Annotated in this window: 24 protein-coding genes and 1 other RNA gene; 18 read left to right on the forward strand and 7 right to left on the reverse strand. The window is 36.2% G+C overall.

What is annotated here, in order from left to right; translation table 11 throughout:
- Nucleotides 1-17: 17 nt before the first annotated feature.
- From QNJ66_RS05005 to QNJ66_RS05015, 3 genes are read left to right on the forward strand one after another with little or no spacing between them, the layout of a single operon-like run.
- Nucleotides 18-704, forward strand: a complete 687-nt coding sequence (locus QNJ66_RS05005) for an MBL fold metallo-hydrolase (RefSeq protein ID WP_300503620.1) — start codon at nucleotides 18-20, stop codon at nucleotides 702-704.
- 51 nt (nucleotides 705-755) lie between these two features.
- Nucleotides 756-1259 carry a DUF3122 domain-containing protein gene (locus tag QNJ66_RS05010; protein WP_300503622.1) on the forward strand — a complete coding sequence of 168 codons (504 nt, stop codon included), beginning with the start codon at nucleotides 756-758 and terminating at the stop codon, nucleotides 1257-1259.
- 38 nt (nucleotides 1260-1297) lie between these two features.
- Nucleotides 1298-1942, forward strand: a complete 645-nt coding sequence (locus tag QNJ66_RS05015; protein ID WP_300503624.1) for a protocatechuate 3,4-dioxygenase — start codon at nucleotides 1298-1300, stop codon at nucleotides 1940-1942.
- A gap of 16 nt (nucleotides 1943-1958) precedes the next feature.
- Here QNJ66_RS05015 and QNJ66_RS05020 read toward each other — a convergent pair whose 3' ends face one another.
- The 3 genes from QNJ66_RS05020 to QNJ66_RS05030 all read right to left on the reverse strand — a co-directional run bounded on the left by QNJ66_RS05020 (nucleotide 1959) and on the right by QNJ66_RS05030 (nucleotide 4544).
- Nucleotides 1959-2327, reverse strand: coding sequence for a hypothetical protein (locus QNJ66_RS05020; protein WP_300503626.1), 369 nt, complete (start codon nucleotides 2325-2327; stop codon nucleotides 1959-1961).
- Nucleotides 2328-2357: 30 nt separating this feature from the next.
- Nucleotides 2358-3464 (reverse strand): tocopherol cyclase family protein, encoded by a 1107-nt coding sequence (locus QNJ66_RS05025; RefSeq protein WP_300503628.1) that lies wholly within the window; start codon nucleotides 3462-3464, stop codon nucleotides 2358-2360.
- Nucleotides 3465-3620: 156 nt separating this feature from the next.
- On the reverse strand, nucleotides 3621-4544 hold the full coding sequence (locus tag QNJ66_RS05030; RefSeq protein ID WP_300503630.1) for an NAD(+) kinase: 924 nt from the start codon (nucleotides 4542-4544) through the stop codon (nucleotides 3621-3623).
- Nucleotides 4545-4761: 217 nt separating this feature from the next.
- On the opposite strand from QNJ66_RS05030, the gene QNJ66_RS05035 reads away from it, so the two are divergent.
- The 5 genes from QNJ66_RS05035 (at nucleotide 4762) to QNJ66_RS05055 (ending at nucleotide 8387) form a co-directional block, all read left to right on the forward strand.
- Nucleotides 4762-5142 carry a hypothetical protein gene (locus QNJ66_RS05035; RefSeq protein WP_300503632.1) on the forward strand — a complete coding sequence of 127 codons (381 nt, stop codon included), beginning with the start codon at nucleotides 4762-4764 and terminating at the stop codon, nucleotides 5140-5142.
- A 133-nt stretch (nucleotides 5143-5275) separates the two neighbouring features.
- Nucleotides 5276-5713, forward strand: coding sequence for a DUF4174 domain-containing protein (locus QNJ66_RS05040; RefSeq protein WP_300503634.1), 438 nt, complete (start codon nucleotides 5276-5278; stop codon nucleotides 5711-5713).
- A gap of 101 nt (nucleotides 5714-5814) precedes the next feature.
- A complete protein-coding gene (locus tag QNJ66_RS05045) occupies nucleotides 5815-7134 on the forward strand; it encodes an adenylosuccinate synthase (protein WP_300503636.1) in 1320 nt (439 codons plus the stop codon).
- Nucleotides 7135-7167: 33 nt separating this feature from the next.
- Nucleotides 7168-7470, forward strand: a complete 303-nt coding sequence (gene rplY / locus QNJ66_RS05050; protein WP_300503638.1) for a 50S ribosomal protein L25 — start codon at nucleotides 7168-7170, stop codon at nucleotides 7468-7470.
- 173 nt (nucleotides 7471-7643) lie between these two features.
- Nucleotides 7644-8387, forward strand: coding sequence for a GIY-YIG nuclease family protein (locus tag QNJ66_RS05055; RefSeq protein WP_300503640.1), 744 nt, complete (start codon nucleotides 7644-7646; stop codon nucleotides 8385-8387).
- A 61-nt stretch (nucleotides 8388-8448) separates the two neighbouring features.
- Here QNJ66_RS05055 and QNJ66_RS05060 read toward each other — a convergent pair whose 3' ends face one another.
- On the reverse strand, nucleotides 8449-9465 hold the full coding sequence (locus tag QNJ66_RS05060; RefSeq protein ID WP_300503642.1) for a flagellar biosynthesis protein FlgM: 1017 nt from the start codon (nucleotides 9463-9465) through the stop codon (nucleotides 8449-8451).
- A gap of 318 nt (nucleotides 9466-9783) precedes the next feature.
- Here QNJ66_RS05060 and QNJ66_RS05065 point away from each other — a divergent pair, with 318 nt between their 5' ends.
- From QNJ66_RS05065 to ffs, 3 genes are all read left to right on the forward strand, one after another.
- Entirely contained in the window at nucleotides 9784-10305 is a 522-nt protein-coding gene (locus QNJ66_RS05065) for a photosystem I assembly protein Ycf3 (RefSeq protein WP_300503644.1), read from the forward strand.
- A 21-nt stretch (nucleotides 10306-10326) separates the two neighbouring features.
- Nucleotides 10327-10623 (forward strand): Asp-tRNA(Asn)/Glu-tRNA(Gln) amidotransferase subunit GatC, encoded by a 297-nt coding sequence (gatC, locus tag QNJ66_RS05070; protein WP_300503646.1) that lies wholly within the window; start codon nucleotides 10327-10329, stop codon nucleotides 10621-10623.
- A 62-nt stretch (nucleotides 10624-10685) separates the two neighbouring features.
- Nucleotides 10686-10782: signal recognition particle sRNA small type (gene ffs, locus QNJ66_RS05075), an RNA gene on the forward strand.
- Between the two features lie 53 nt (nucleotides 10783-10835).
- Here the strand turns inward: ffs and QNJ66_RS05080 are convergent.
- Together QNJ66_RS05080 and hisF are read right to left on the reverse strand one after the other, a co-directional pair.
- Nucleotides 10836-11027 (reverse strand): hypothetical protein, encoded by a 192-nt coding sequence (locus tag QNJ66_RS05080; RefSeq protein ID WP_300503648.1) that lies wholly within the window; start codon nucleotides 11025-11027, stop codon nucleotides 10836-10838.
- A gap of 73 nt (nucleotides 11028-11100) precedes the next feature.
- Nucleotides 11101-11895, reverse strand: a complete 795-nt coding sequence (hisF, locus tag QNJ66_RS05085; RefSeq protein ID WP_300503650.1) for an imidazole glycerol phosphate synthase subunit HisF — start codon at nucleotides 11893-11895, stop codon at nucleotides 11101-11103.
- A gap of 252 nt (nucleotides 11896-12147) precedes the next feature.
- Here hisF and QNJ66_RS05090 point away from each other — a divergent pair, with 252 nt between their 5' ends.
- The 4 genes from QNJ66_RS05090 (at nucleotide 12148) to QNJ66_RS05105 (ending at nucleotide 16805) form a co-directional block, all read left to right on the forward strand.
- Complete coding sequence (locus QNJ66_RS05090; protein ID WP_300503685.1) at nucleotides 12148-12921, forward strand: peroxiredoxin-like family protein; 774 nt, start codon at nucleotides 12148-12150, stop codon at nucleotides 12919-12921.
- 165 nt (nucleotides 12922-13086) lie between these two features.
- On the forward strand, nucleotides 13087-14508 hold the full coding sequence (locus QNJ66_RS05095) for a pentapeptide repeat-containing protein (protein WP_300503652.1): 1422 nt from the start codon (nucleotides 13087-13089) through the stop codon (nucleotides 14506-14508).
- 240 nt (nucleotides 14509-14748) lie between these two features.
- The gene (locus QNJ66_RS05100; protein WP_300503654.1) at nucleotides 14749-15078 is read left to right on the forward strand and encodes a hypothetical protein; all 330 of its coding nucleotides are present in this window, start codon (nucleotides 14749-14751) and stop codon (nucleotides 15076-15078) included.
- 560 nt (nucleotides 15079-15638) lie between these two features.
- Nucleotides 15639-16805, forward strand: a complete 1167-nt coding sequence (locus tag QNJ66_RS05105; protein WP_300503656.1) for an IscS subfamily cysteine desulfurase — start codon at nucleotides 15639-15641, stop codon at nucleotides 16803-16805.
- A gap of 24 nt (nucleotides 16806-16829) precedes the next feature.
- On the opposite strand, the gene QNJ66_RS05110 is transcribed toward QNJ66_RS05105, so the two are convergent.
- The gene (locus QNJ66_RS05110) at nucleotides 16830-17381 is read right to left on the reverse strand and encodes a pentapeptide repeat-containing protein (protein ID WP_300503658.1); all 552 of its coding nucleotides are present in this window, start codon (nucleotides 17379-17381) and stop codon (nucleotides 16830-16832) included.
- 804 nt (nucleotides 17382-18185) lie between these two features.
- Here QNJ66_RS05110 and QNJ66_RS05115 point away from each other — a divergent pair.
- From QNJ66_RS05115 to QNJ66_RS05125, 3 genes are all read left to right on the forward strand, one after another.
- Nucleotides 18186-20234, forward strand: coding sequence for an Rne/Rng family ribonuclease (locus QNJ66_RS05115; protein WP_300503660.1), 2049 nt, complete (start codon nucleotides 18186-18188; stop codon nucleotides 20232-20234).
- A 510-nt stretch (nucleotides 20235-20744) separates the two neighbouring features.
- Nucleotides 20745-21095 (forward strand): Mo-dependent nitrogenase C-terminal domain-containing protein, encoded by a 351-nt coding sequence (locus tag QNJ66_RS05120; RefSeq protein WP_300503662.1) that lies wholly within the window; start codon nucleotides 20745-20747, stop codon nucleotides 21093-21095.
- A 79-nt stretch (nucleotides 21096-21174) separates the two neighbouring features.
- Nucleotides 21175-21945 carry a hypothetical protein gene (locus QNJ66_RS05125; RefSeq protein ID WP_300503664.1) on the forward strand — a complete coding sequence of 257 codons (771 nt, stop codon included), beginning with the start codon at nucleotides 21175-21177 and terminating at the stop codon, nucleotides 21943-21945.
- The last annotated feature ends 3 nt before the right edge of the window (nucleotides 21946-21948 follow it).

The following is a 21948-nucleotide window of genomic DNA, read 5'->3' on the forward strand; positions in this document are numbered from 1 at the left end:
GAAAATTAGTGCAAATTATGCTCTTTCGTCAACTGTTTGATGAAGAATCATCTACTTATACTTATCTAATCGCTGATCGCAGTCTCAAACAAGCTTTATTGGTTGATCCTGTCTTAGAACAAGTTGAACGGGATCACCAACTGCTAGATGAGCTAGAATTAACCTTGAAATACTGTTTAGAAACCCATATCCACGCCGATCATATTACAGGAACAGGAAAATTACGCGCAATGACAGGATGTTTAGGAATTGTACCTGAAAATGCTCCAGTTAACTGTGCTGATGGTTTTCTTAAGCATAGAGAAATCTTACAGTTGGGGGATGTTATCATAGAAGCGATCGCTACCCCTGGCCACACCGATAGCCATGCTGCTTATTTAGTGAATCAGAAGGCTGTTTTAACGGGAGATGCGTTATTTATTAGAGGGTGTGGACGGACAGACTTTCAAAGCGGTGATCCAGGAACATTGTACGACTCAGTGACACAACAACTATTTACTTTACCTGATGAAACCTTAGTCTATCCTGGTCATGACTATAAGGGTAACAGCGTTTCTAGCATTGGGGAAGAAAAACAATATAATCCTCGTTTTGTTGGACGCGATCGCCTTCAGTTTATCACTTTTATGAATAATCTGAATTTACCTGATCCAAAAAAGATGAGCGAAGCAGTTCCTGCTAATCAAAAATGTGGCAATATTTAAACAGTTATGAGTGATCAGTGATCAGTGATCAGTTATCGGTTATATACAAAAATGAGTAAGAAAGTTTTTAAGTTAATTTTTGTCTTGGGGTTGATGTTTTTATTATTCATACAACCTGCTTCTGCTGTCATTAGAGAAAGTAAAATCCCTCCTGACATTCTCCTTTATAAATCAATACAAACATGGCGAGATCAATCTAAAAATCCTTGGCAATTAATTTTTTATAAAGAAATAAGAGGGGATAATCAACCAACAATAAATCTTCGTTTAGTGGGATTTCCTGACTTGTTTGAATTTAAACATCCTCAACCTTTAATAATAAAACTTAATGACAATTTTACTGTTAAAGTTCCTGATATTTTTGCCAGTGACAAAGAAGCATTTTCGCCAAACACGGGACAATATGATTTTAAACCTATTTTAGAAAGCTTAGAAACTAATAGTTTTTGGTTGTTAGAATTACCTTTAAAAGATGGTGAATCTAGTACAATCAAAGTTCCTTATTTTATTTTAGAAGAATGGAAAGAAATCATCTTAATGGATAATGAACAATGAACAATGTGATTATTATTTAGATTAATTCTATTAGTATAATGATATTAGCAAGAAGAAAATTACTCAAACAAATCGAAAGCTTTAGTATAGGGTATATAACCCTACTTTTAGCAGGAACAAAGCAAATATCTGATTTAACACCACAACAAATAGAAGGGCCTTTTTATCCCATAAATTTTCCCATAGATGATGATAATGATTTAACCTGGATAGCTGACAAGAAAAACCAAGCATTAGGAGAAAAAATTATTATTATGGGTAAAGTTTTAACTAGGGAATATCAACCCATTACCTCGGCAAAAGTAGAAATTTGGCAAGCTTGTTCTTCAGGACGTTATAATCACGAATATGATCCTAATAATGCGCCAATTGATCCTAACTTTCAAGGTTGGGGTTGGACAAATACCAGTGGAGACGGTTCCTATGTTTTTAAGACTGTTAAACCGGGGGGATACTCAGTTACCAGGTCTTGGAAAAGACCTCCTCATATTCATTTTAAAGTAACACTTCCTAGTCAGCAAGAATTGATAACTCAATTGTATTTCTCAGAAGAAAAAACTTTAAATGAAAGAGATAAAATCTTACAAAGAATTCCTCAAAATCAACAGCCTTTGGTGATAACAAAATTAATGATAAGTGAAAAATTTAAGATGAGAATCGGTCAATTCAATATTATAATCTAGTAACAATTAATTGAGATCAAGAAACTGTTAATAAAGGACTTGATTTAACCTTTTCTAAATTTAGAGTAAGATTATCATCTTGACGATAAGCTTCCCATTTTCCTTGGTTAAAAACACCTTCTTGCCATTGTCCTTTAATCAATTTTTCATCAGAAGAAACCGTCCCAACATAATCAATACAATGACGAGAACCACTAAGATAACATTTACGGAAAGTAACCGTACGGCCACTAATATTTCCCGTAACATTAGCTTCTCCGAGAGAACTATCATCTAAGATGTTACCACTAAGAGTATTTTTCCCCTGCACTAAAGTCATTTCAAAACGAGTAGGACAATCATATTGCCAATAGGTTCCAAGCCATACCCCATTAATATCAGCCATAACTTACTAACTTAGATTATATTTGTTTTTTCAATTATAAATCCAATCTTGATCCCAAGGAGATCCTCCAATTTCTAAACCACCTAAACAACTGTTAGCTTTTAATAGTATTTTTCCCTCATTATTAGCCAATTCTAGGGTTAAGTTTCCTTGAACAGTATCCCGACAAAGAAACTGTAAACCATCAGCCGTAGGAACCCTAACATAAGTCCCCAATGCCTTAGTTTTTCCCTCTACTTTAACCACAAAATCGGCATTTTTTCCCTGCATAATCCAACTTCCCCAAGGTTTAATCTGCCAAGATAAATGACTATTTTCTCTAGTAAATTGATAAAACTTTCCTTGATAATGTAACCCAATAATTCCCACAGACTCCTGCCAATTTAAAACTTGTCTTATGCCACCAGCAGCCGTTAAAGCTAAATCAGATTCTTGTTCAAAACTATTACAATTGATCCAAAACCATTTACTCGGAAAAGAATGCCCCCAGTTCTTTTCACTATATGCCGGAACATCACTAAACTCATACTTTTTTCCATTCCAATCAATATAACCAGTTGCCAATCCATGCGCCATTAAAACTTGCCATCCTGGGTCAAAAATAGGTAAAAAAGATAACCATCCTGCCGTTGCTTCTTGAGGATAAAAACGATTTCCCCAACCATCAATCGGTTTTATTTCATAACACCAACGACAATAATTTTTAGTAACAGGATCTTCAAGATAACCTTGATTTAAAGTAGCAGTTGCTTGATAACCTTGATCAACAGTTTCTGCAAAAATATTTGGTTGAATAATTTGCGGTTTTAAAGTCAAATGCCTTTGTTTCCAATGACATAAAGCCAATTCTTTATCACTAGCCCAAAATGTTTTAACATTAGGAAAAATTCGATATAAATAATCTTCATTTTGCCCTAAAACTTGTGCTGCACCTCCACTATGAGGTTTTCCAGCGATGGGATCATCAATAGAATACATAAAAGCAAAACTTTGCCCCCATTGAGGCAAAGTAACTCGATAATACCAACCTTCAAAAAAACGCCTTGAACTACCATCCCAATGATAGCCAGAATGAGGCGTTTCCCAGGATTTTTCAGTGTTTGATATATTTCCGAAACAATGTTTTTTCAATTTCAAACTTTTAATTCTAAATGATTAAGATTCTTGCCTTAAAAGCAAGAAATTAAGTCAATAACTTTCCCAGAAAAACCTTCGAGATAGTATCCACTTAACCCATCCAAGTTTAGGCAGTTTAATGGTATTATTGTATCAGTAATAATAACTGTCAACAATCTAATTAACCCGATGATTATTATCAAAATGAATTCTGGTTCCAGCCCATTGTAACTTTTCTCGTAGGGTTTGATAGAAAGAATAATTTTCTCGTAAAACAATAAACCTAGCCATACGATCCGCCATTTTGACCGATATCCATTGACCTGGCCAAATAGAAGTAGCTAAAGAACTATCAGTCCATAACTTAGTATTTAACTCATAATCTCCCAAGGACCAAATATTAACAATAGACCCCGGAGGAATAACAATAGGACGACTCGAGAGACTTAAAGGACAAATAGGCGTAACAGCGATCGCATCCATTCCTGGGTGAATAATTGGCCCATTAGCTGAGGCAGTGTAACAAGTCGAACCGGTAGGAGTAGCAACCAATAAGCCATCTCCCTGATATTGATCCACAATTTCTCCATCCACTTCTAGTTCTAAAATAGCGGTGGGCATTCGGTCAATACTGGCCGGTTTGATACACATTTCATTGAGACAGTAGTAGCGATCGCTAGTCGTTTCAGGAGAACAGCGATCGCCTTCACATACCCGCGCCTCTAACATCATCCTTTGTGACATAGCGTAACGATCGCTTTGCAAACGATGCCATACTTGTGCAGTATCCTTAAATAATTCAAACGGTTCGGTTAAAAAGCCGAGATGTCCCCCCACATTCACCGCTAAAATTGGAATACCTTCGGGAGCCAGTTGTCTTGCAGAAGCTAAAATAGTGCCATCTCCCCCTAAAACGATGGCTAAATCGATTTTTTCTGAAGCAGAGGAAAGAAATACAGGATAAGGATTATCTTTGTAACCACTTGGCCCCATTAATACTTTACAGTCAAGGGCTTCTAGTTCTTTCGCGCAGCGTTGCGCCCATTTTTGACTGTCTGGGTCTCCTGCTTTATAGGCGATGATAACTTGTTTGAGTTCCACTTTGATCTACTAGATAGGGATCTTCTTTTCATTTTGCACCCTAATGCTCTAGCATTGGAGAAACTTTAGCTACATTTTACCAGGGCTGGTTAGTGAGCAGTTACCAGTTATCGGTTACTTTTGATACATTGCATATTTTTGAGTTTTGATTATCTTAATAAGAAGGGCTAATTAGCCTAGTCCTGATTTGGATTGACTTACTAGATAACTATAACTTATGAACCCTTTACGATTTGTGAATTATGTTTGGCCTGCTTTTATCAGTATGGTGATTTTAAGTGCGATCGTGGCTTCTTTGCCCGATGTACTAGCCAATGAACCCTCAGTGACGAAAGTGGAAAACGTTGAACCCCTAGAAACCCCTACAGGAAACTGGCAAGATTTACAGGGACTAGAAAGCCAAGATGATCAACAATGGTCTTGGGATATTGAAGAAAGTGACGGCATCATTTCTGAAAATCTTGAGTATGAAATCTCCCCCGACCTTTCTAATGACTCTCCTGTTGTTGATGTTGAAAAAGAAGACCAAGACTGGGAAAATAGTAATCGAGGTGATCCTAAACAAAGTGGGGGTTTAATCCCTGTTGCTGAATTTTAGTCATGTTTTAACCCTTGTTAATCATTAACTACTATACTTGAGCTTAAGATCCTGAGCCTCTTTTAAAATTCTTTTTGACTTACTTTTTCACACATTTCCACTAATAATTATGTATAAAAAAATCCTCTCATTCATGCTTTTTTCAGCAGCCATTGTAGCAAGTAACTTACCTGTCATAGCACAAAATAACATCCTAAAATCTTATCGCTGGAAAAATCGACTTTTATTAGTATTTGTTCCCCAAGTTCAAGACCAACGCTTAACAACCATAAAACAAACATTACAAGCAGTAGAATGCGAGTTTGAAGATCGAGACTTGTTATTAGGTGTGTTGACACGGAATGCACCCAGTCGCATTGGAAATGATCTTATTTCCTCCTACGATGAAGCAGAATTGAGACAAAAATATGACATTAAATCTAATCAGTTTGCTGTTATTTTAATTGGTAAAGATGGAAAACCCAAAAATCAGTTATCTGACGTACCACAAATAGAGAAAATTTTTGCACAAATTGATACTATGCCTATGCGTCAACAAGAAATGTCTGAAACTTCTAATCAGTGTAATTAGTCCAGCTCTAATTTCTTTACTGATATGATTACCTATTGACAAAATGAGTCCTAATTATCTACAATAATAGATTGTGTGAACTCTAGCTACTTTTTAGAATTTTGGCTAACGTAATTGTAATCGGCGCTCAATGGGGTGACGAAGGAAAAGGGAAAATCACGGACTTATTGAGTCGTTCGGCGGATGTAGTGGTACGCCCCCAAGGAGGGGTAAATGCAGGCCATACAATCGTTGTACAGGGACAAACCTTTAAGCTACACCTGATCCCCTCAGGCATTTTATATCCCGAAACAGAATGTATTATTGGTTCGGGGACGGTAATTGATCCGAAAGTGTTACTGGAAGAATTACAACAACTTAAAAACCTGAATGTGGCAACGGATAACCTGTTTATTTCCCAAACAGCCCATGTTACCATGCCCTATCATCGTCTCTTGGATCAAGCATCAGAACAAAGACGAGGGGAAAAGAAAATTGGCACAACTGGCCGGGGTATTGGCCCAACCTACGCCGATAAATCAGAAAGGACAGGTATTCGTGTGGTTGATTTGATTAACCCCGATGAACTCAAAGAGAAATTAGAATGGACAATTAATTATAAAAACGTTATTTTAGAAAAGCTTTATAATCTCGATCCCCTAGATCCACAAGTTGTTATTGAAGAATATATTGATTATGCAGAACAACTAAAACCTTATGTGGTAGATAGTTCCCTGAAAATTTATGAAGCTATTCAACAAAAAAAGAACATTTTGTTTGAAGGGGCCCAAGGAACTTTATTAGACCTGGATCACGGGACTTATCCCTATGTTACCTCTTCCAATCCTATTGCAGGAGGAGCTTGTGTGGGATCAGGAATTGGCCCAACGGTGGTAGATAGAGTGATTGGTGTAGCTAAAGCCTACACTACTCGGGTGGGAGAAGGACCCTTTCCCACGGAATTACACGGGGAAATAGGGGAACAATTATGCGATCGCGGGGCAGAATTTGGTACAACTACCGGCCGTCGTCGTCGCTGTGGTTGGTTTGATGGGGTGATTGGTCGCTATGCAGTACGAGTCAACGGGTTAGACTGTTTAGCTATCACTAAATTGGATGTCCTCGATGAGTTGGCAGAGATTAAAGTCTGTGTCGCTTACGATTTAGACGGTAAACGTTGTGATCATTTCCCTAGCAACGCCAGTGAATTTGCCCGTTGTACCCCCATCTACGAAACCTTACCGGGATGGCAACAATCTACGGAAAACTGTCGTAAATTAGAAGATTTACCCAAGGAGGCCCTAGATTATCTCAAATTCTTAGCGGAATTGATGGACGTACCCATTGCGATCGTTTCCTTGGGGGCGAGTCGGGATCAAACTATTATCGTTGAAGATCCTATTCATGGGCCAAAACGCGCCCTGCTTACGAGCAATCAATAAAGTTAATTAACACAAAAAAAGTGAGTAGTTCTTATGTCTTTATCTATTGAATGTCAAAAACGTCCCGAAAATGCTAAAGGTAATGCCTTACGTCGTGAAGGCTTAATTCCTGCTACCTTATACGGTCATAAGGGTACAGAATCTATGCAATTAGTTGTCAATCAAAAGGAAGCAGCTTTAATGCTTAGAGGAGTAACGGTTGATGAAACAGTGATCGATGTTAATATTCCTGATTTATCTTGGAACGGTCAAGCAGTTATCAAGGAAATACAGGCGCATCCTTGGAAACGGAATCTTATTCATCTTAGCTTCTGTTCCGTTAAACCTGATGCTTAATCATTAATAATTATAGGATTAGAGGTTAACTGCGGTTAACCTCTTTTTTTGTTGATGGATAATCTTATTTGTGACTTAATTTCAAGTGTTTAGTGATTTAACTCACATTGTTTAAAGAAAAAGTCTGTTTTCCTAGATAAAGAAATATCTCTGTTAACTCATCCTACTAACGTATGTCAGCTAAATTCTCTCAAGAAATGATTGCCGAATGTCAAAAGAGTAGCGGATGGATTTATCTAATACAGGCAGAAGGAACAGAAAAATATAAAATCGGGCGATCGCAAAATCCTCATCAACGACTTCAATACCTACAAACGAGTTCTCCAATTCTCCTAAAATTAGTGTTTACTCAATGGACAATAAACTGTTTTGCTTTGGAGAAGGCGTTACATGAAATATATAAAGAAAAACGACTACATGGAGAGTGGTTTCATCTTTCAGAACATATTCGATACTTCATTACTACAGAGATAAAAACTATGCTTTACTTTCATGAAGACGTTAGTTTTTTCCCAGGCGAATTAATAAACGAATTTTATACAACAAAACTGGCTGAAAAATGGGAAGATTCTCACATCATACTAAACGAAGAGAGTAATCATCCACAATTTAGCTGGATTCGTTTTCTTTACGAAGAGGTAATGGAGTGTTTCTGCTTGTTATTTACGGAGTATTTGTTTGGATCAAATATACAATTAGTAGAAACCTATGCGTTACAATTTAATTTTCTAGCTTCTTATGCAGTTCACGAACTTGCAACAGATATTATTGCTGATAAGCTTAATTCAAATAAATTACCAGATATTGACTTTAGAAGAACAAGTATGGATATTATTGATAAGCATTGGTCTAGGAAACTTCTTGAGGAAACATATTCTAAGATATACAAAATATATATAACTGGTACAAATTTTTAAGAAATATTATTTCCATCAAATTAGATTACAAAAAGTAATAAAATTTTGTTAATTAATTTAATTAGACCCAAAACGCAAAAGCCGCTAAACCCATAAATACCATAGGCACTACCCATTTTAAAATATCATCTAAATATAAGGCTAAATCACGATAGCCCCCGGCAACTAAGTTAATACTGGTAACAGATTCTACTAAAGCAATAAATACTAATAACATTGACCCCACAATCACTTTATCTTCTGCGGTGAGATAATTCATTTTAGGCAGTTCTTGTCGTAAAATAAACTGATAAGTAATTAAACTGACCATTGTGGCAGTAGCTAGGGTAATTTGTGGAATAATTTGTGTGGGTTCTAACCAAAAAACTAAGTCCGACATAAATACAATTAAAGCTACAGGAAACAGCACTCGCCAAGCATAAAAACTGGAGTGTCTTTTCACTTTTATTTGATAGTCAAATCTAGCATAATCTTGTTGTTCTGGTTGTAAATAATGGGCATGACTATGGGTACTCAGTCCGACAATAGACCAATTAACCAAAGAAATTTCAGGACTAATACCATTGAGTTCTTCTGCTTCGATAAAATGGATTTCTTCGGGAGAATAACTAAAAGATATTAGTTCAATTTTAATGGTTTGTTCGTCAAAAGGAAATCGCCTTAAGTTTAGGCTGGTAGATAATTTACCATAAAATCGTTGTCTATAAGTAACAATTCCCTGGGAATTTACATGGACAATTTCCTCTAACTCTTTGTTTAAATTACGTTGATTAATAATGTGCAGATTAGGATGCCAAACCTCCTCTAGTTTGCACTGATAAGGAGCAAGATTAGTGTTAGATAAAGCAGAATCTAAACGAGAATCATACCACTGTAATCCTAGATAAAAATCAATATAAACTGTTTGCTCTACTTCATTAATTTTTGCTAAATCTAACGTATAAATTCCCACTAATATTTGTGTAATTTCTGGATCATCATTGGGTCTAGGAATAGCTTGGTCGTGGGGGATAAACCAATGCTTTTTTTTATCCTTAGTAACAGCCATTTGTATTCTTGCAGGGAAGCGAATTGTCATGAATTCGTAACAAGTAAGCTGACTCAGTATTCGCGCTCAAGACTGAGTAAATATTACTTCTAATTAATATGATAAAGGTTAATTTTAATCAAAGCTAAAAATTTTATATTTAATTTTTAACCTGAAATTCTTAGGTTATTGTTTCGAGAAACAGTGTATTATCTTACAGCAATTTTCATTGATATATATTATGACTCTACCTATAGCAATCACCGAATTATTCATAAGAACTTCGAGATTCCGCCTTTAGTTCCCCTTTCAGCTTGCCGTAAAATTTTGATAGGATAAGAGTATTATTTTCTCTCTCACCGTAAATCTATGCCTAGAACCCAACGTAATGATAATTTTATCGACAAAAGCTTTACGGTAATGGCAGATATCATCCTCAAAATTCTGCCGGCCAACAAAAAGGCTAAAGAAGCTTTTGTCTATTATCGAGATGGTATGTCAGCCCAAGCAGACGGGGAATATGCCGAAGCTTTAGATAATTATTATGAAGCACTGAAATTAGAAGAGGATGGCAACGATCGCAGTTTCATCCTCTACAATATCGGCATTATCCACGCTAGTAATGGGGAACACGAAAAAGCCCTCAATTATTATGAAGAAGCGGTTGACTTAAACCCCCAAATGCCTTCAGCTTTAAATAATATTGCTGTTATCTACCATTATCAAGGGGAACAAGCTAAGTCAGAAGGCAAGAAAAACGAAGCGGAGGCTTTGTTTGATAAAGCAGGGGAATACTGGAAACAGGCTATCCGTCTTGCCCCCAATAATTACATTGAAGCCCAAAATTGGCTGAAAATTACAGGACGCTCGGAAATGGATGTCTTTTTCTAAAGCAAACCACAGGAAACTTTTATGTTAGATACTGAACAAGTCCAAAAGATCGCCCATTTAGCTCGTTTAGAGATTACCAACGCAGAAGAAGAGGAATTTGCAGGTCAATTAAGCAGCATTTTAGACTATTTTGAACAGTTAAGCGAGTTGGATACGGAAAATGTTGCCCCCACCACTCGCGCTATTGAGTTAAGCAATATCACCCGTCAGGATAGTTCTGAGGTTTATGGGGATTGCTCTGCTTTATTAGAACAGGCCCCAAACCCAGAAGGAGAGTTTTTTAGAGTTCCCCAAATTCTCAACACCGATGAAGAATAATTAAAGACCCCGTTGTTAATTACGGGGTCTAATTGGAATATTTTTATGTTATAATAGTTAATGACTTGGACCTACGCAATTACAACGCCCAAACCTTGTCAGGACCTGACGGTAGCAGCAATACGGGATGCTTGTGATAGGCGTGGACTCCGAGTCTTTTTAGTTGGTGAAAGTTTTTATAAAGTTTTTTATTATAGAATTTACTTAGCATATTAAGAGATATTTGTCAAGTAGGTCAAGCAATGACCCATGAGGAAATAGACCACTAGCATGGCAGCAGCAGCTAAAGCGACTAAAGTGCCTGCTAACATCAGGGAAAACTCTTGGTTATCGACGGCCTCCTGCATCAAATGCAGTGACCAAGCAACTAGGGCAACGTCAAATATTAAAATAGGTATCAACATATTTTAAAAAATGTTAATTTTCATTTCTATTTTAATACAGATTTCTGAGGTAACAATCACAAATCCTAAAAAATTAAGGTTTTCTAAAGATGTGATCAGGACTACTACGGACGGGAATTTGCCGATTTTTGAGATAATTTTTGACCTCAGCAATGGTTAATTGCCCGTAATGGAGCAAAGAAGCGAGTAAAGCTGCTTCTGCTTTGCCTTCTGTTAATGCTTCGTAGATATGCTGACATTTTCCTGCTCCTCCGGAGGCAATAACCGGAATTTCTACCTTTTCAGCAATAGTACGGGTTAACTCTAAATCGTAACCGGCCTGGGTTCCATCACCGTCCATACTGGTGAGCAAAATTTCTCCTGCACCTCTTTTATCCATTTCTAAAGCCCATTTTACGGCATCAATGCCTGTATTTTCGCGTCCTCCCCGAACATATACATCCCAACCGGGGTTATTCTGGTCTTGACGGCGTTTAGCATCAATTGCCACCACAATACACTGTTTACCAAAGCGATCACTAGCCTGATTAATAAAGTTAGGATCTCTGACAGCAGATGAGTTTACGCTCACTTTATCTGCACCTGCTCTTAACAAAAGTTTAATTTGTTCTAAGGTTGAGATCCCTCCCCCTACTGTCAAGGGGATAAATACTACTTCTGCGGTCCGATAAACCACATCAATGATGGTGTCTCGTTGTTCGTGGGTTGCGGTGATATCGAGAAATACTAATTCATCGGCTCCTGCATCATTATATACTTTTGCTAGTTCTACGGGGTCTCCTGCGTCTTGCAGGTCAACAAAGTTGATTCCTTTAACAACACGGCCTGCATTAACATCTAAACAGGGTAAGATTCTTTTGGCTAACATTGATTAGGTTTTTTGGTTTATTGATGTCACTGTAGTGTATGTTGACATAATTTTGTGACATTCCTGAGAAAATTTTTGATTAATTTTAAGTTTAATACTTTAAGATAATAAACATTGATTTACTGTTTTTTCTTCTTAGCATAATTATAAAATTTTTCCTAGGGTTCAATAGTTGTTGACTCCTACAATATAAATTTCTGTAGTCTAAGTTGATGAAAATTGTATTACTTTCTTATCTTGGTGTAAACAATGATGAAAATTTTTGATTCTTTGAAAGAAACTAAAGTGTTACGAGTAAGTGATGGTAAGACAATTCCTTTTTTTAATGATTGTAAATTAGATTCTCGTTTATTGGTCTTACTTTGGTCACAATTAGGTGATTTTGATACCCTAGAATATGCTTGGTGGTTGAATAAAAACTATTCAGAAATTATCGTTAATAATGTCACAGTTAAAGCTATTGGAATAGGCGATCGCGACTCAGGGTTAAAGTTTTGTGACTATACTAATTTTCCTCAAGAAAACTTATTTGTTGATCCTGATGCAACTATTCATGAAAAATTAGGTTTATATGAAGGGTTAACCTGGAATATTCCAGCACTTAATCAGAGTCAAAATGCTTGGGTAAATTTAATGTTAATGTGTGCAGGTATTGGTAGTAAAGGAACGTTAAAAGAAGTTTTGAGGGGATATACTGGGGATAAAAAAGCACCTCAATTAATTGATAATGAAGAGGTGGTTGATACAAATCTTTTGCCACCCTTAAAGGGTTCATTTTTTAACGTAGCAGGGGGTGAAAAATTTCAGCGTCCTTTTGAGTTAGCAACTTTGAGATTACGGAATATGACAGAAGTATTGAGTAACTGGAAAACTTATGTTCCTAATGCTGCTTATTTAACCCAAAGAGGAGCAACATTTTTATTTGATGAAAATGGAGAGTTATTATATGAATATCGAGATCAAGGAATACTTGGATTTTCTGAAAATATGAGTAATCCTTTGTCATTTTTATCCGTTAATTTGTAAGATAGAAAAATCGTAGGGTGGGCAAAATATAAAGTTATGTTAACTCTTATGATCCAGAAAACTTTGCTCATCCTAGCAATTTTAGATTAATCACAAAAACCTTAATTTTCAAAAAAATGTGTTAGAATCTGTAAAACATTTTTAAAAATAATGGTTCTAGTAATTATGAATAATCATATTGAGCGAGAAAAAAAACTTTATGAAAAATACCAAGAGATTTGGAAAAAAGAAATTAAATTCGCTAAAAAATCCGTTTATGATTGGTATGATGACTTTAACGAAGGATTTAAGAAGATTATTGAGTTTCGTGCTAAACAATTTAAATGTTTTGTTGAAAATGACAAAAAAGTTCTGGAAATAACAGAAGAACAAAATTATCAATTGAATGAAAGTGATGAAAGTCAAGAGTATCGAAAACAAGCTGAAGAATATTTTTATAGGATAGAAAAGCTGGCTTATGAAGAATTAGAAAAAGATAACTCACCTCCTAGTAAAGCTGATAATTATCTAAAGCGACAAGAAAAATTATATTGTTTACTTAAAGCAGAAAAACAATTAGAAAAAAATGTCATAAAAAAAATCGAAAGATGGTGGGAAGAACAGCCATTTGAGAAAAATTTAGAATTTTTAGCAAATTTTTTCAGAAACGCTGCCCTTATTGACGTTCTAGAACGAATAGGTGAATTTTCTATTATAATCGGTCTACTATTTTGGTTTACGGGTTGTGAAGAACGCAAACAACAAAAACATTATCAAGCATGGAATATAATTAATACTGCTCAAACAGAAAAAAATCCAGGTAATACAAATGGACAAGAATTCAAAACGGCCGGTGCAGGAAGAAGAAACGCAATACAAGATTTATATCAAGATGAAGTATCGCTTGCTTATTTGGATGTAGCTGGTGTCGATCTCTCAAAAATTAAATTAGGTGAACATAAAAAGTGGTGGTTCACAATAAAAGCTGATTTAAAATACGCTAATCTATCTAGTACTAATCTACTTCAGGCTAATCTAAATGGTGCTGATTTAAAATACGCTAATCTAAGTCAGACTGAGCTAGTTGAGATTGCGAATAAAGATAAGCAGGTAATTTTAGATAATGCTGATATGAGTTGGGCTGATATATCTGAAACTGACCTCACTGGGATTAAGCTATCTAATGTTATTCTAACTAATGCTAATCTAAGTAGAGCTATTCTAGTTAAAACTGAGCTAAACAACGTTGATATGATGGGAGCTGATCTAACGAAGGCTGATCTAGGTAAAAGTAAGCTAAGTCAAGTTAATCTAACTAATGCTAATCTAAGTGGAGCTGATCTAAGAGGAGTTGATCTCAGTGAAGCTAATATAAGTGGAGCTCTATACACCACGCCGAATACAGATCAAGACACTTGTAAAAAATTAGGTTTGGTGACAACCAAGGAAGTGAAGACCAAGGAAAATGAAACCAAAGTTCAGGAAATAGTCATACATCCTTGCCAAACTGAATTGCCAGAAAACGTTAAACGAGATGAGACGATCATGAATAAAATGACTAGAATTCAAACAGCAGAGGATTTAAACCGCGTCCATCTTGGGAACTAGAGTTTTTCTTCAGAATCCTAAAAAAGGGAAAACCTTGTCAGATAAGCATTTTAGCTGATCTTTCAAAACTATGAGTTTGAAGATGGAGGCGGTTTATAAAACATACGTTTAATACTACTTTTTTCTATTTAATTACATTTCTCATTATCTAAAATTTATTATAAGTGGGATTGAAAGAGATTTTTTCAAGAGTTATAGTAGGGGTGTAATGAATACGAACAGTTGATTAGGACCAAAATCATGAAAACTTTAATTCTTGCTGTATTAATTCTTGTGGGTATTTCGCCATTAGCTCGGGCTCAATGGGGAATTGTTTTTGATTCACACAGAAGTCTTTCATCTGCACAATACGAAAGGCGTCAAATTCGTAATAGACCTAATAATGTCATTGATATAAATATATATAGGCGGAGAAATCGGTATAATCTTCTTATGGAATTTCGAAGTGAAGAACAAGCTAATCAAGCAGTTGAGGATCCTATGTTCAATAATAGCAGTGCCTATGTTGTTGATATACCGATTTGGTGTTCTCTTCTAGAAGATATGGGCGAATTTAATAAATGTGATTAATTAATCTTTATGGTTTCCCAACAGAGAACGTAGAAATGATAGGTATTTTATTTCAATTAATTGAACAACAATATTTGTTAGCCTTTAAATCAATTTAAAGGCTGTTTTGAGGGCAATGCAAAGTGTGAGTTTAGCTACTATAAATTTTGGACTTATTACAGCTTCATCATCTGTTGGATGAAATGAAATAAGGCATATTTTTTTAATTCAGTAACAGTCATTTCTTTTAAATTATACATTACACAAACTCCCATCATCCATCAGTATTAATGATAATAGCTATACTTTCAGATATTGCAGCTTGAATATAAATTATTTTGTATTTATTATCATAACGAAATACATAAATAGGCTGAAAATATTAGAAAGCAACTGACATAAAATTACAGCTTTTAACCATTGTATTTCTATTGGCAACCCTCACACCCTATTAAAGAGATTGTATTTGCTATTCATTATAATATAACTATCTTGAATATAACTATCTTGCTTGTTACAGCCTGGAAAGCTGTGTTACTGTTTCTATATTCAATAACAATCATCAACCTAAAATTAATCCTATGTCTCAACGTCCTATTTATTTAGATAATCATGCCACAACCCCAATAGATAAACGGGTATTAGAAGCAATGTTACCCTATTTTACTGAACATTTTGGCAACCCTTCTAGTATTAATCATCTCTATGGTTGGGAAGCAGAAGCAGCAGTTAAAAAAGCGAGAGAAACTATAGCTAATGCAATTAATTGTAGTCCCGAGGAAATATTTTTTACCAGTGGTGCAACGGAAGCAAATAACTTAGCAATAAAAGGAGTTGCCGAAGCTTATTTTAGTCAAGGACAACATATAATTACTGTTGAAAGCGAACATAGGGCCGTATTAGACCCCTGTAAATATTTAGAAAAATTAGGCTTTAAAATTACCTATTTACCTGTTCAAAAAGATGGCATAGTTGATTTAGAATTATTAGAAAAAAGTATTCGTCCTGAAACAATTTTAATATCAGTAATGGCAGCTAATAATGAAATAGGTGTGTTACAACCATTAAAAGAAATAGGAGAAATTTGTCAAAAAAATGATGTTTTATTTCATAGCGATGCAGCACAAGCGATAGGTAAAATACCTTTAGATGTCAAAGAAATGAACATCCATTTACTATCATTAACTGCCCATAAAATTTATGGTCCAAAAGGTATCGGTGCATTATATATTCGTCGTCGAGATCCAAGAGTACATATTGCCCCACAATTACACGGTGGAGGACAAGAAAAAGAGATTAGATCAGGAACATTATATACACCCCAAATAGTCGGATTTGGCAAAGCTATTGAATTAGCATTAGAGGAACTAGAAACGGAAAATAAGCGTCAAAGTGAACTAAGAAATAGATTACAAAAACAACTTTTAAGCTTAGAAGGAATACATCTTAATGGACATCCCACACAACGACTACCAGGTAATCTTAATGTTAGTATAGAAGGAGTAGATGGAGCAGCCTTATTATTAGCTTTACAAAGTACTGTTGCTCTTTCTTCCGGTTCAGCTTGTACCTCAACCACAACAAAACCCTCTCATGTTCTCAAAGCACTAGGTCACTCTGATAAACTAGCTTATAGTTCCTTAAGATTTGGCTTAGGTAGATTTACAACTAGCCAAGAAATTGATGTTGTAGGTCAAAAAATTATTGAAACAATTAAATCTTTACGTCAAGCAAATATTAATCATTAATTCTTTGTTTTATGAAAATTATTATTAACTCATCATGAACTCTATGCTATCAAAGAAATCTTCGGAAATAGATTCAGCTTGAAAACAGTTGCATAATTTGGTGAGTTTGCTGTAATAGATATCACTGATATAAGCTTCGCTCAAATTAACATCAATTAGGTGACTATCTGTTAAATCAGTCTTATTCATCCGAGTGCCTTTAACAGAAACATTGCGTAAATAAGCCTCACTCAAATCAGTTCTTTCTAAACAAGCGTTATCAAAGTCACTATTCTCTATTAAAGTACCATGAAAATTTGCTTCTTTTAAGTTAGCATTGATTATATTAGAATTGTTAAGCTTAGCTCGATAAAAATTGGTACGATAGAGATTACAATCAGCAAGGTTAACATCTTTAAAAATAGCTCTTTCTAGATTAGTTCCTTGTAAATTTGCTCCTTGTAAATTAACCCCTAAAAAATCAATATCTTCTAGATTTAATCCACTCAAATCTAAACAACTCAGGTCAATATCAGCAAACTTTCTTTTCCCTAAAGTATACCTCTGTTTGAGTTCGCTTAATCTTAACCTGAGCATTCTTCACTCCTCAATAAAAGTTAATAAAAAAACAATTTTAGTACTAATTTAGCAATCATTAATAATATTTGTCAATACAATCATGCAATGATAACTTTAAGAAAATGCAAAATTTTCATCTAAGAAAGAGAATTTCAGAAAAAACTGTACAAATGTTTACTTACTACCACAAATAAAGCAGATTGATCATAGATTAAACATTAACATTACTGAACTTCCCAAACTTCCCACACCCCCATACTCCTCAAACTCACTCAACCTAAATAATCAAAGGTCTAGCGTTTAGGTTATATTCGGGTTAAAATAATAAATAGTTGTGCTGAGAGCCTAAAAAATCTAGGCAACCATACTTCCCTAAATTGTTAGGGAGACACTTGCAAAGCGCAACCCTTGAAAGTTAATCCAGCAGGATTAATTAGCTAAAATCAGAAACGCCGATAAAACACTAACGTCTTTATCAAAGTCACGAACTCATAACTGTCCACCTAGACAGCGTCTTAATATATAATGTCAACGAAGCGCAAGTTTATTCTTAAGGATTTTCCAAAATATTGAATAAACCCTCTTGTTGTTAAACGGGTAGAGACACCCGAAAACACCAAGGAACGTCTCCCTATGGGATAAGTCAGTACCATTAGCCAACTGACATTAGGTTAAGGATAAGAATGAGTCGAGTTCACCACTGTTTTTGCTTGACTTGATCTGTCAAAATGTTTAGTCCTAAACAGTTTTTCAAGGAATTTAAGCCAAAAATTCAGGAATTATAACCTGCCATCGTCTCTTACAAAAGTTTGAGGGAATTGAATGCCAAAACAAATCATTATCGCAGAACAACACCACATAGCTGCCGTCTTTTGGGAAGATCAAATACAAGAATTAGTAGTTGCTACCGGAAACCAACAGGTTAGCGACATTTTCTTAGGAGTAGTAGAAAACGTCATCCCAGGAATTGACGCAGCCTTTGTTAACATTGGAGATGCCGAACGAAACGGCTTTATCCATGTCACCGATTTAGGTCCGTTACGCCTCAAACGCAGTGCCGGTGCCATTACCGAACTTTTAACCCCCCAACAAAAAGTTCTCGTTCAGGTTATGAAAGAACCCACCGGTAACAAAGGACCAAGATTAACCGGCAACATTAGTCTTCCTGGACGTTACCTAGTATTAATGCCCCACGGCAAAGGAGTTAACCTTTCTAGACGTATCCGTAACGATGACGAACGGAGTCGCTTGAGGGCCTTAGCCATTCTCATTAAACCAGCCGGCATGGGAATCTTAGTCCGTACCGAAGCCGAAGGCAAAGCCGAAGAAGCCATTATGGAGGACTTAGAATTTTTACAAAGACAATGGGAGTCAATTCAAGTTCAAGCTACCTCAACCCGCGCCCCTTCCCTGTTAAACCGTGATGATGACTTTATTCAACGGGTGTTACGGGATATGTACAGCGCCGATGTTAACCGCATTGTGGTAGATAACGCCAACGGTGTCAAACGAGTCAAACATCATCTTATGAACTGGAGTGGGGGAAGACCCCCCGAAGGAGTCTTGATTGACCACCATCAGGAGTCAATGTCCGTTTTAGACTATTTCCGGGTCAATGCCGCGCTCAGAGAAGCCCTAAAACCGAGAGTTGATTTACCTTCTGGGGGATATATCATCATCGAACCAACCGAAGCTTTAACGGTCATCGATGTTAACTCAGGTTCCTTTACTCGTTCCGCCACCTCACGAGAAACCGTCCTCTGGACCAATAGCGAAGCAGCCACCGAAATCGCCCGTCAGTTAAGATTGAGAAACATTGGAGGGGTGATTATTGTCGATTTCATCGATATGGACTCCCGACGGGACCAACTTAAATTACTAGAACATTTCAACCAAGCTCTAAAAGTCGATAAAGCTAGACCTCAAATAGCCCAACTCTCAGAACTGGGATTAGTAGAATTAACCCGTAAACGCCAGGGGAAAAACGTTTATGAATTGTTTGGGGAAACCTGTCCCCAGTGCGGTGGGTTAGGTCATTTAGCCCATCTTCCCGGAGAATCCAAATTAGTAGCCCTGGAATCAGTTTCTGCGAACCCTCTTCCTGTTCCTATACCGGCCTCCACCACGAAACCAGTAGAAAAAACCTCAGAAGCGAATAATAGCGGTTTTGACTCACCCTTTGAAGATGAAGATACCGATAATTCCGATCAACTAGAATTGTTACATCATCCCAGTTATCAGGAGCAGAATAATAACGCCAATAACCGTCGTCGTCGTCGTCGCCCCATCACACAAACCCCGAATTTAGTCAATAAAGAAGAGACACCCAGCCCCAGTAAACCCGTTAATAATGTGGCAGTAAAAGAGACCGAAGAGAACAACGAATCTAGTAACGAAAATCGTAGAGAAAGAGTTCCCAGACATTTGCGCCGCGAGGAGGTTCCTGTAGAACGGGTTTCTGTGGAAATGACCCCCGTAGAACAAGATGTTTATGCCTTGATGGGAATTTCTCCCTTGGTTCGTGTTGACCAGGAATTTAAAGATCCCAAATCTGTTTTGGTTTCTGTCAAATCACCAGAGGGTTTGGAAAGAAAAAAGATTACAAAAATGCCTCAAAAGAATGAAGAAATAGAAACAGAAACAGAAACAGAAACAACAGCCCCTAGTCAAAAGCAAATGGTGATTGATTTAACAGGAACAAAAAATAATAGCCCCACAGAATCTCCCACAATAGAACAAGCTACAGAAACAAACAATAATGATGACAATGACATTAATAACGACATCACTGAAACTTCTGACGAAGATGATGTTAAACCAGTTGTTCGTCGTCGTCGTCGTCGTTCTTCGGCTAAAGATTCCGATGAATAATAATTAATAAAGATAATCCCACGTCTTTGTCTTCGTGGGATTCTTTTTCAGACTTTTTATAGTTTTACTCTAGTTGAATATACGGAAAAACTGCATATCAAAAGTTAATAATGAATTCTCCACAACTAACTCAGAATCTTTTAGGGAAACTGCAAATCCCTATTGTTCTAACTTCCTGAAAATTCCTGATAATTTCAGTGTTGAGAATGGGAACAATACAAACAAGGGGTTGTGATCATTCTTCAACTTTTTTTCCAAATAATCCCTTGTTAAGTTGGTTATGATAGCAATGTTGGGTTAATAAAGCTAGTAACTATTATTAGTTGTCAATCACAATTGTGATTAAGATAGAAAAAAATCAATCAAAAAAAATTAACCATTAGGACAAACTTTTGTCTATGATGTTACTAGCGTTATTTAACGAAAACTTTGAAACTATTGTGTCATTTTTGACAAATCCTATTCTCTTATCAAAACTGTTACCTTATTAATGTAATAAGGAATACTATCATGAATGTAACAGATTATACCATTAAGAAGTTCATCTTAGTCTGTGGTTCTTCCGAGTCTATTTCTTTTTCTAAATGGTTAAAATTTCCAGGCACAAAAATATTACAAATCTTAAGAAATTACCTGGAAAATCAGGAAATTACCGATCGCACCTTTGCCCATCGTCTTTGTCGTCTAATTCCTGCTCAATGTCCTTTTGAAAGGAAAATTAAGTTTTTTGGTCATCTATTAGTTAGTATTCCCCCTTTGTGCAAACTTAACCCCTTATACGATGATTTAATGGCCTTACGCTTCCGCGCCCTTTGTTATCTGGCTGAAGAATGGGGAGAAGATATTAGTCAATATTGTTAATAACTAATACTAATGTACCCAAAAATTCTCAAAATAGTGTACTATGCCTATAGTTACCTAATTTTTGAGAGCAACAGCTATGGCCATTATTCCCCTGAAAGCGTGGTATTTAGGGCAATATGAACCGTTACGGGAGGTGATTAAACGGACTCCTGACTTACGCTTAAACCGTAATAGTTTGTTAAAATCTGCCCTGAGAGCCGATTTTTTGGACGATAAAGAGGTCATTCAACAGTCTGAATGGTTTCAGAACTATTTGGAAGGGGAACCCGTAGAATTTTATATAGAAGGCAGTGGCGGTTACACCATCGCTAACCTGGATCTTGTTTCCCAAGAATTGTACTTGAGTAAGCAAGATATTGCCGCAACCCTAGAACCGATCATTTTTTTTAGTGGACAAACAGAGTATCCTCAGTCTAGCAAGATTATTACCACTGTTCTCGAAGAAACAATTAATAAGTATAATCAGCGATCGCGTTATTTCTTAAACCTAGAGGTTGCTTCCCGTCCCCAAGACAGTCCCTTGCGACTCAGTGATAGTCAACTGAGAAAACTACGCAAAAGTCTTTTATTAGTGGTGGATGGGACTGCCATTACTCAGATCAAACAAGAAGAAACCTCCCGTTTAATTCCCAGTCCTTATATTTGTACTGAACTGGGGTATGCTTTGCAAAGTAAACGAGGGGGACAAATATTATTGTTACATCAGCAGCGAACGGACGTTTCTGGACAATGGCCGTTTGATCTACCGTCTCATCAGCAATTAGAATTTAAAACCGGGGAGGACTTATCTCAAACCTTACCCCAAGTTATGGAAGCTTTATTGCAACGCTTTAAATTAGTTCCTTAGTCA

This window comes from Crocosphaera sp., assembly GCF_030064895.1.
GTDB lineage: Bacteria > Cyanobacteriota > Cyanobacteriia > Cyanobacteriales > Microcystaceae > Crocosphaera.